The sequence below is a fragment of the Nostoc sp. UCD121 genome (assembly GCF_014222285.1).
Classification (GTDB): domain Bacteria; phylum Cyanobacteriota; class Cyanobacteriia; order Cyanobacteriales; family Nostocaceae; genus Nostoc.
In genome coordinates this window covers 1-2,567 of sequence record NZ_JACKZS010000414.1, presented here as the reverse complement: position 1 = coordinate 2,567, position 2,567 = coordinate 1, and the positions used below count along the sequence as shown (strand labels likewise).

1 protein-coding gene and 1 pseudogene are annotated in these 2,567 nt (G+C 42.4%); both read right to left on the bottom strand.

Annotated elements, in window-relative coordinates; translation table 11 throughout:
• Positions 1-231 precede the first annotated feature (231 nt).
• On the bottom strand, positions 232-1,992 hold the full coding sequence (locus GNF10_RS36390) for a type IV secretory system conjugative DNA transfer family protein (RefSeq protein WP_185607465.1): 1,761 nt from the start codon (positions 1,990-1,992) through the stop codon (positions 232-234).
• Positions 1,989-2,567, bottom strand: a pseudogene (locus GNF10_RS36385) (hypothetical protein); the annotation flags it as partial. The pseudogene GNF10_RS36385 and the gene GNF10_RS36390, both read right to left, overlap by 4 nt.

Below are 2,567 nucleotides of genomic sequence, written 5' to 3'. Positions count from 1 at the left end.
CTATAGACTTCAAGGCACTCAGGAAGATAGTTAGCATCAAAAGGCAAGTTATCCCAACTATCAGCAGTGTTTAAAATCTCGCTCGGATATTTATCTGCTAGGGCTGCTATATCAGGAGGAAGTTTAGCAATTTGTTTTCTATCATAATCAGAGAATGGGTAAAACTTACTTGGTGACATTAATTTTATCCTAACTATTTTTAACTTCAATTTTAGCCCAGAAAATATCACTTTAAATCAGGCTTGCATATTCTGATAACTGCTCTTGATTTTCTATCAAAGGTAACAATTTTATCGCGGAGGCTCGGCGAATTTTCATTTCTTCATCTGCTGGAGTTAAGAGAGTAGACTTTTTAGATAAGAACTTTTGAAACTTGTACCAAGCTTTCACACTGTCAGCTTCAGATTGGATTTCATGCTGAGGAATCTTAATTGATTGCAAGATTGGCAAACTTATTTGACCACGAGAACGAAAACCGGGACTAATAATTACTGCTTTTCCTTCTGGTAAGGTGTTAAATTGATTGATATCAAACAACTTACGAGTACTGTTTTGGTCAGAATTAGAAATACTTGCACCACCCTTTCCCCCTGATGAACGGGAACGCTGTTTATACTTAATCTCTTCATCACCTAAAAACTTACTAAAACGTTCCGCCGCTACATCATCTTGGGGATTAAAGAATGCTTTGGTAGCGCATCCCCCAAATATGGCATTCGTTGTATTTTCTCCATAAGCCTCAATCAGCATTGAGAGATTTTGTAAACCTAATATTGAAATTAGCCCATCTTCCCGATTTTGGTTTAACCAATCCACTAGGGCTGGTAAATATAATGTCGGTAATTCATCAATCCCAAGCACCAGAGGACAAGTGCGTTTATAGGCGACATTTCTGCTTATTATTAAATGCAGAATCGAAACAAGCAACGGTGCAATTACATCACGCTTTTCTTTGTTCATCCCAAATATCACCATCTGCCGTCCTTTCAAGTCCAGTGGAATATTGGTTTTTCCGCAAAAAGCCGCCAATGCTGCTGGAACCATGAATCGGCTGAACAATCCGCTTGCTGTTCCCACAATACTAGCTGCTGTCTCTGGGCTACCAGCTACAGATACAAACTGTGCGAAAGCTTCCCTAACCATGAAATTCAGGTTCTCTGCAATTTCCATACGCTTGACTAGCTTCGGTAATCCGAGAATTGCTTGGCACATCATGATATCTGGGTATTGTGTTCCTTTCGCCAGCATAAAAACAGCTTGTACTAGCTGATCTCCAGCATTCGTGAAGAAGCTGTTTCCTGAATCTTTTTCACCTAGTTGAAAGTTGCGGTTGAGAGTGATCGCAAGCTGCCGCGCCATTTCCGAGTCTTCATTATTGCGAAGAAAATCTATTGGATTGGCAACAGCAGATTCTGGAAATCCTGGGGCTAAGACGGTGACTTTGTAACCACGTTCGAGTGCATACCCCGCTAGTATTGGGGCTTGCCCTTTAGATGCGGCTGTGGCTGATTCCTGCTCTGCATACTTAAAATCATAAAGTGCTAAGGGGAATCCTTGATCTATTGCTGAACGGATCAACGGATTAATCATTGAAAATGATTTTCCACAACCTGGGCCACCACAAACAAAAATCCCCCGTTGTGCGTCTGGTAAGTAAAGGGTTACTGGATCTTCGGGAATGCACGTTTTCCTGATGCCATTGACAATTTCGCTTTTTATATTCTTGGGAGTGCCGACGTACAGAGACACACGATTATGTTTACGTTTATTTATTTGTTTGCACGCTAGTTTACGGGCTGCTGTCTTCTCTGCTGTTCCACCCCACCTTGCAGTTGCTAATTTAGCTTTACCCCTTTTGGCATCTATGTATTTGGCTACCACAATCACCGCACCACAGGCCACTAACCCCAGTCCTGCGGGTGAAATTAGTGCAGAAGAGAGTCCTGGTGGAATGAATTGGTTCGCATTGACTTGCGTGTTGGTCGTTGTCATTGTCCGCTCCCCACAATCACTAACCCATTCTCTTTAACTCCAAGCCAGGGCACTGGCCCAATAAAATAGGGCGTACAAGTTTTTTGCATAAAAGGAGGACGCACACAGATTCGCAAAAACAACCCAAAGTCTGCTGTACCAGATGATTCATTCACTCCGGTCAATGCAACCTTGAATCCACTACCATATACCAACCGTCCTGTTGGTTCCTTCCCGGAATTGACCGCAGCCAAGAAACCATAACCACCTTTTACTTGCTGTGATGACCCAGAAGCCCAGCGTTTTCCATATAATGCACCCTCTGAACCTGAAAAGTCGCCCATTTCTAGATATGAGCATTCTTTTCCAGCAGCACAAGCAGTAGGTACAGTTTTATCGCCCCTTACTACACTGCCAGAGATAAAATAATTATTTCCAACCCAAGCATCACCTCTTTCAGAAGTACCAAGAACTACAGAAGCAATTCCCACAACACCAACACCAGAATTAATTGGTTGGGGCATCTTATCGAAGGGTACTTGGTTTAATCCAGGGACTTGGTTAATATAACTTTGCTGCCAAGACTTGAATTTTCC

Bases quoted from the DNA above. Each gene is read 5' to 3' on its own strand.
- GNF10_RS36390 (WP_185607465.1), bottom strand. From the start codon at position 1,992: ATGACAACGACCAACACGCAAGTCAATGCGAACCAATTCATTCCACCA.